This window comes from Tateyamaria sp. (assembly GCF_059783535.1).
On the sequence record NZ_JBYNDP010000185.1, the window covers coordinates 1 to 5,528 of the forward strand.

The following is a 5,528-nucleotide window of genomic DNA, read 5'->3' on the forward strand; positions in this document are numbered from 1 at the left end:
GGTCTGTTTCAATTCACCCGAGCGAAGGAAATCTGCCATGGCGTCTGCCATAGCCCGATGACGTATTTTCTTGGACACTGGCGCACCGGCTTTGGCGGCGGATTGCGCATGGGGCTGGGCCTCGGCGCGTTCTGCGTGGGCTGCTGTTGGGGCTTTATGGCTCTTGGATTTGTTGGCGGCGTGATGAGCTTGCTTTGGATGGGCCTTGCCACGCTGTTCATGGTGATCGAAAAACTGCCCCAGATCGGGCATGTTGTTACAAAACCCATGGGGGTTCTGCTGACCCTCGCAGGGCTGGCCGTGCTGGCGTGGCCCTTTGTAAACGGAGGATAAAATGGCCGTAAAGAAACGCCCCGACGCGGACCGCTTGCCGGTCAGCCAGCGCATCGACAGCCGAATGCCGAACCCCGGCCGTCGCCAGATGTCGCCCACCGAATGGGCGATCAAGGGTGAGCTGTTTCTCAATTGCTCCTGCGAAGTCTTCTGCCCGTGTGTCGTCAGCCTTGGTGCGCACCCACCCACCGAAGGGCACTGCCATGCGTGGATGGCCATCGCCATCGACGAGGGACATTTTGAAGGCGAAGACCTGTCGGGCCTGAACGTCGGCCTGATGGTAGACATTCCCGGTCGCATGGGCGAGGGCGGATGGCGCGTTGCCGCTTATGTGGATGAGCGCGCCAGTGGCAAGGCTTACAACGGCATCCTGCAAATCTTTTCCGGGGCTGCAGGCGGCACAACGGGTCTCTTCACTATGCTTGTCAGCGACATCGTGGGTGCCGAACGTGAAAAGGTCGAGATTGTCCGCGAGGGCAAGAAGCGCGGCCTGTATATCGGGCGCAAAATCCAGGGCGAGATCGAGATGATCGACGGCAAGTCGCCCGACCATCCGGTGATGATCTCAAACTCGAAATACTGGATGGGACCCGACATCATCGCAGCGCGCGGCGTGAAATCCAAAGTGCGTGACTACGGTCGCATCTGGGACTTCGGTGGCAAGTCGGCCGAGATCTGCCCGATTGACTGGAAAGGCCCCAAACCATGATCGACGCGGGTTATGTGCGCATCATGGCCCGTTACAACGCCTGGCAGAACCGGCAGTTGACCGAGATGCTGACTGGTGTGCCAGACGAGGAGCTGCGCAAAGATCGAGGTGCCTTTTTTGGCTCGATCATGGCGACGCTGAACCACATTTTGTGGGGCGACGCGATGTGGATGAGCCGGTTTGATCCAAAGATCCCGGCACCATCCGTTCCTGCCAAAAAGCACAAGGAATTCACACCGACCTTTGCCGTTTGGACCGCCGAACGGTTCCGCATGGATGGCACGATCCGGCTTTGGGCTGAAGATCTGGATACGGTCGCTCTCAAGGGCGATTTATCGTGGTATTCTGGGATGATGAAGAAGGACTTTCATGCCCCCTTCGAGCTTTGTGCCACGCATCTGTTTACGCACCAGGCCCACCATCGGGGTCAGGTCCACGCAATGATGACCGCCGCGGGATTGTCCGCACCGGTCACCGATATTGTCTTTATGCCCGAGGACGACTGATGGCCGTTATCTCTCCATCGCGCCGTCTGCGCCGGACGCCCTTTTCCGACGGGGTCGAGGCCGCAGGCGTGAAAGCCTACACCATCTACAACCGCATGCTCCTGCCCACGGTGTTTGAGAGTGTCGAGGCGGACTACCGTCACCTCAAGGATCATGTGCAGATCTGGGACGTGTCCGTTGAACGGCAAGTCGAACTGCGTGGCCCCGATGCGGGGCGTCTGATGCAGATGCTGACACCCCGAGACCTGCGGCGCATGCTGCCCGGCCAATGCTATTACGTGCCCATCGTGGATGAGACGGGTGGCATGTTGAACGACCCGGTGGCCGTCAAACTCAGTGAGGATCGGTGGTGGATTTCCATTGCTGACAGCGACTTGCTCCTGTGGGTCAAGGGCATTGCCAACGGCTATCGCCTCGATGTTTTGGTGGACGAGCCCGACGTGTCTCCGCTTGCAATCCAGGGCCCTAAGTCGGACGCGCTGATGGAGCGGGTCTTTGGTGAACGCGTGCGCGACATCCGTTTCTTCCGCTTTGATATGTTCCAGTTTGAAGGCTGCGACCTTGCAATTGCCCGCTCGGGATATTCCAAGCAGGGTGGGTTCGAAATCTATGTGCCGGACAGTGCGCTTGGCATGCCACTTTGGGACGCGCTGTTTAACGCGGGCGAGGACCTGCAAGTTCGTGCGGGCTGCCCCAATGGGATCGAGCGGATCGAAGGCGGGCTTTTGAGCTACGGCAACGACATGACCGACGACAACACACCGCATGAGTGCGGGTTGGGGCGGTTCTGCGACACCCAGACGGCTATCGGGTGTATTGGACGTGATGCGCTTCTGCGCGTGTCCAAGGAAGGGCCAGTGCAACAGATCCGGCCTATTTCGATTCATGGCGATGCCGTGCCGACCTGTGATCGGCCTTGGCCACTTCTGGCCGGTGGCAAACGTGTGGGGCAGGTGACGTCGGCTGCATGGTCGCCGGATTTCAAAACCAATGTGGCAATTGGCATGGTGCGGATGACGCATTGGGATCCGGGCACCGATTTGGAGGTTGATACCCTCGACGGTATGCGCCGCGCCACGGTACAAGAGACATTCTGGTTATAAATGTGGAACCGGGGCGCCGCCCCGGATCCCGAAGTTTACTTTGCAAGATGAAGCAGGGGATCGTCCCCGGAAAATGGAGAACAAAATGTTCAATGCACTGGTGGTCAACAAGGACGAAGAAAGCGGCAAAACATCCGCTGCGGTGCAGGAACTGTCGCTGGACGATCTGCCGCAGGCCGAGGTTACGGTGGCGGTTGAATACTCAACAGTGAACTACAAGGACGGTCTTTGCATCGGTCCGGGGGGCGGGCTGGTCCGCAAATACCCGCATGTGCCGGGCATCGACTTTGCCGGAACGGTCGAGGCGTCCGATGATGACCGCTACAAACCCGGTGACAAGGTCGTTCTGACCGGCTGGCGCGTGGGCGAAGCGCATTGGGGCGGTTATTCCCAGAAGGCGCGCGTCAAGGCGGATTGGCTGGTGCCGCTGCCGGACGGTCTTGATACGCGGCAGGCCATGGCCGTGGGGACTGCGGGATTTACCGCCATGCTGGCCGTGATGGCGCTGGAAGCTCACGGGATCAAAAGTGGTCCGGTGTTGGTCACCGGTGCTGCGGGTGGGGTTGGCTCTGTTGCCACCGCCATTCTGGCCAATCTTGGTCATACGGTTGCGGGCGTTACGGGGCGGCCAGAAACGGCCGACTATCTGACCGCGCTCGGTGCCAGCCAGATCGTGGCCCGCGAAGAGATCAATGAAACCACCAAGCGCCCGCTTGAGGGTGAAACCTGGGGCGGATGCGTGGATGCTGTGGGCGGCGCTATGCTGGCCCGCGTATTGGGACAGATGGAGTACGGAGCCTCTGTTGCGGCCGTCGGGTTGGCGGGCGGTGCAGCCTTACCGGCGACGGTCATTCCGTTCCTGCTGCGGGGTGTGAACCTTCTGGGCATCGACAGTGTCATGCAGCCCTATGACAACCGCGTCCGCGCTTGGGATCGCATCGCGAAAGACCTGCCAATGGACAAGCTCGAAGCCATGGTTCAGCCCGCCACTTTGTCTGATCTGCCGAAGCTGGGGGCAGATATTCTAAAGGGGCAGGTCAAGGGGCGTGTCGTGGTCGACGTGAACGCCTGATCGGTCTAAACGGGTCTTCGAACTGCTTTCGGAGACCCGCGATGACCGCCTATGACGACCAGAACATCTTTGCCAAGATCCTGCGGGGCGAAATCCCCAATGTCACTGTCTACGAGGATGATGATACCCTTTGCTTCATGGATATCATGCCGCGCACAGACGGGCATTGCCTAGTGATCCCCAAGACACCCTGCCGCAATGTGCTGGATGCCAGCGACGCGCAGTTAGCTGCGGTCATGTCGACGGTCAAAAAGGTGGCAAACGCGGCCAAGACCGCATTCGATGCTGATGGCATCACCCTTCAGCAGTTCAATGAAACGGCGGGTGGCCAAGAGGTGTTTCATTTGCATTTTCATATCCACCCTCGTCACGCCGGTGTTTCGATGCGCCCACCGGGCAAAATGGGAGATATGGAGGCGATCAAGGCCCATGCAGAAAAGATGCGCGCCGCTCTGTAAGTGTGAACCCGCAATGTGGAAGGGGCACACAACATGCGCCCCTTCGCAGTTCATATCGGCTCTTACTCGGCGGGTTGACCGATGGCACCATCCGCTTTGGCGCGGCGACCGTCATTGAACAACGCCTTGATCAGCGACAACATCATCAGCACCATGATGATGGTAAAGGGCAGGGCACCGATAATCATCGCGTCCTGAAGTGATGCCAGGGGATCGCCGCCGCGTCCTGACGCCCCGGCAATGATCAAGCCGCCAATCACCCCTGTCATGATCAGGCCCCAGATAATCCGGTGCTTGATACCCGTTTCCTGCGCGCCGCCGGACATGATTGTGTTCATCACGAGAATGCCGGAATCCGCTGATGTGACAAGGAAGGTCATGATAAGCACCACGCACATGATGGTGATGGCGGACAGAAAGCCGCCCTCGATCATGTAGCTGAGTGTGACGAACAGCTTGTTGGTGTTGGATGCGCCGATGATTGCGCCTTCGGCCACGCCCTGTAGTTCCAAGTCAATGGCGGTGCCGCCAAGGATGGTCATCCAGGCAAAGCACACCAGTGCAGGTGCGAGCACACAGCCCAGGATAAACTCGCGGATCGTGCGACCTTTTGAGATACGCGCGAGAAACAAGCCCACAAAGGGCGAGAACGCGATCCACCAGGCCCAATAAAACGTGGTCCAACCCGATTGCCAGCCAAACAGCCGCCCCTGGCTGCCTGCATCATACGCTGCGGCCTGGGTCGCGGGCGGCAGGGAGGAGGCAGCGCCTTCCAGCCCTCCGACAAAGCCATCCAGATTGCCCCATGCATTCGTCGCCCCACTGTACAGATCCGCCGCAAGCGGCGCGGCATCGGCTGGCAGGGTGGCGGCAAAAGCATCTTGCGCCAACGGGCTATACGCTTCGAAGCTGAGCGGGATAAACTGGATGATGTAGTCGACCAGTGCCGTTCCATAGGTCGTCATTGCAAACATGAAACTGCCAAAGATCACGAAGGTCATCAGCAAGATGATTGACAGAACGAGGTTCAGGTTGGACAGGTACTTGATCCCGCGCCCGACGCCCGACACGGCAGACAGGATCGACAGAAGCATGATGATGGCAAGCGCTGACAACAGGCCGACCGTGGACGGGGCAGGTGGTACATCTCCTTCGCTGGCGCCCATCAACCAATCCATGCCCGTCACCGCATAAACCCCATCGACGAACTGGCTCACCCCGTAACCGATGGTGACCGATACACCAAGGATGGTTGCGACGACGCCCAGCACGTCAACAACATGGCCAACAAATCCGTTGGCGACTTTCCCCAGAAGCGGGGTCAGCGCAGACCGGATCGTCAGGGGC

The 5,528-nt window shown here is 59.4% G+C and carries 7 protein-coding genes; 6 read left to right on the forward strand and 1 reads right to left on the reverse strand.

Annotation, left to right across the window (positions count from 1 at the left end):
• The 6 genes from AC6RA8_RS20700 to AC6RA8_RS20725 all read left to right on the forward strand — a co-directional run.
• On the forward strand, positions 1-333 hold a 333-nt coding region (locus tag AC6RA8_RS20700), incomplete at its 5' end, for a DUF2182 domain-containing protein (RefSeq protein ID WP_500355480.1).
• A gap of 1 nt (position 334) precedes the next feature.
• Positions 335-1,042, forward strand: a complete 708-nt coding sequence (locus AC6RA8_RS20705; protein WP_500355482.1) for a DUF1326 domain-containing protein — start codon at positions 335-337, stop codon at positions 1,040-1,042.
• Entirely contained in the window at positions 1,039-1,548 is a 510-nt protein-coding gene (locus tag AC6RA8_RS20710; protein ID WP_500355483.1) for a DinB family protein, read from the forward strand. Before AC6RA8_RS20705 ends, AC6RA8_RS20710 begins: the two co-directional genes overlap by 4 nt.
• Positions 1,548-2,651, forward strand: a complete 1,104-nt coding sequence (locus tag AC6RA8_RS20715; protein ID WP_500355485.1) for a dimethylsulfoniopropionate demethylase — start codon at positions 1,548-1,550, stop codon at positions 2,649-2,651. The genes AC6RA8_RS20710 and AC6RA8_RS20715 overlap by 1 nt, the downstream gene beginning before the upstream one ends.
• A gap of 85 nt (positions 2,652-2,736) precedes the next feature.
• Positions 2,737-3,723, forward strand: a complete 987-nt coding sequence (gene acuI, locus AC6RA8_RS20720; protein WP_500355487.1) for an acryloyl-CoA reductase — start codon at positions 2,737-2,739, stop codon at positions 3,721-3,723.
• Positions 3,724-3,764: 41 nt separating this feature from the next.
• A complete protein-coding gene (locus AC6RA8_RS20725) occupies positions 3,765-4,181 on the forward strand; it encodes an HIT family protein (protein WP_500355489.1) in 417 nt (138 codons plus the stop codon).
• A 62-nt stretch (positions 4,182-4,243) separates the two neighbouring features.
• Here the strand turns inward: AC6RA8_RS20725 and AC6RA8_RS20730 are convergent.
• On the reverse strand, positions 4,244-5,528 hold a 1,285-nt coding region (locus tag AC6RA8_RS20730; protein WP_500355491.1), incomplete at its 5' end, for a BCCT family transporter.

Coding starts and splice junctions, on each gene's coding strand:
- AC6RA8_RS20710 (WP_500355483.1), top strand. CDS start 1,039: ATGATCGACGCGGGTTATGTGCGCATCATGGCCCGTTACAACGCCTGG.
- AC6RA8_RS20705 (WP_500355482.1), top strand. CDS start 335: ATGGCCGTAAAGAAACGCCCCGACGCGGACCGCTTGCCGGTCAGCCAG.
- AC6RA8_RS20715 (WP_500355485.1), top strand. CDS start 1,548: ATGGCCGTTATCTCTCCATCGCGCCGTCTGCGCCGGACGCCCTTTTCC.
- acuI (WP_500355487.1), top strand. CDS start 2,737: ATGTTCAATGCACTGGTGGTCAACAAGGACGAAGAAAGCGGCAAAACA.
- AC6RA8_RS20725 (WP_500355489.1), top strand. CDS start 3,765: ATGACCGCCTATGACGACCAGAACATCTTTGCCAAGATCCTGCGGGGC.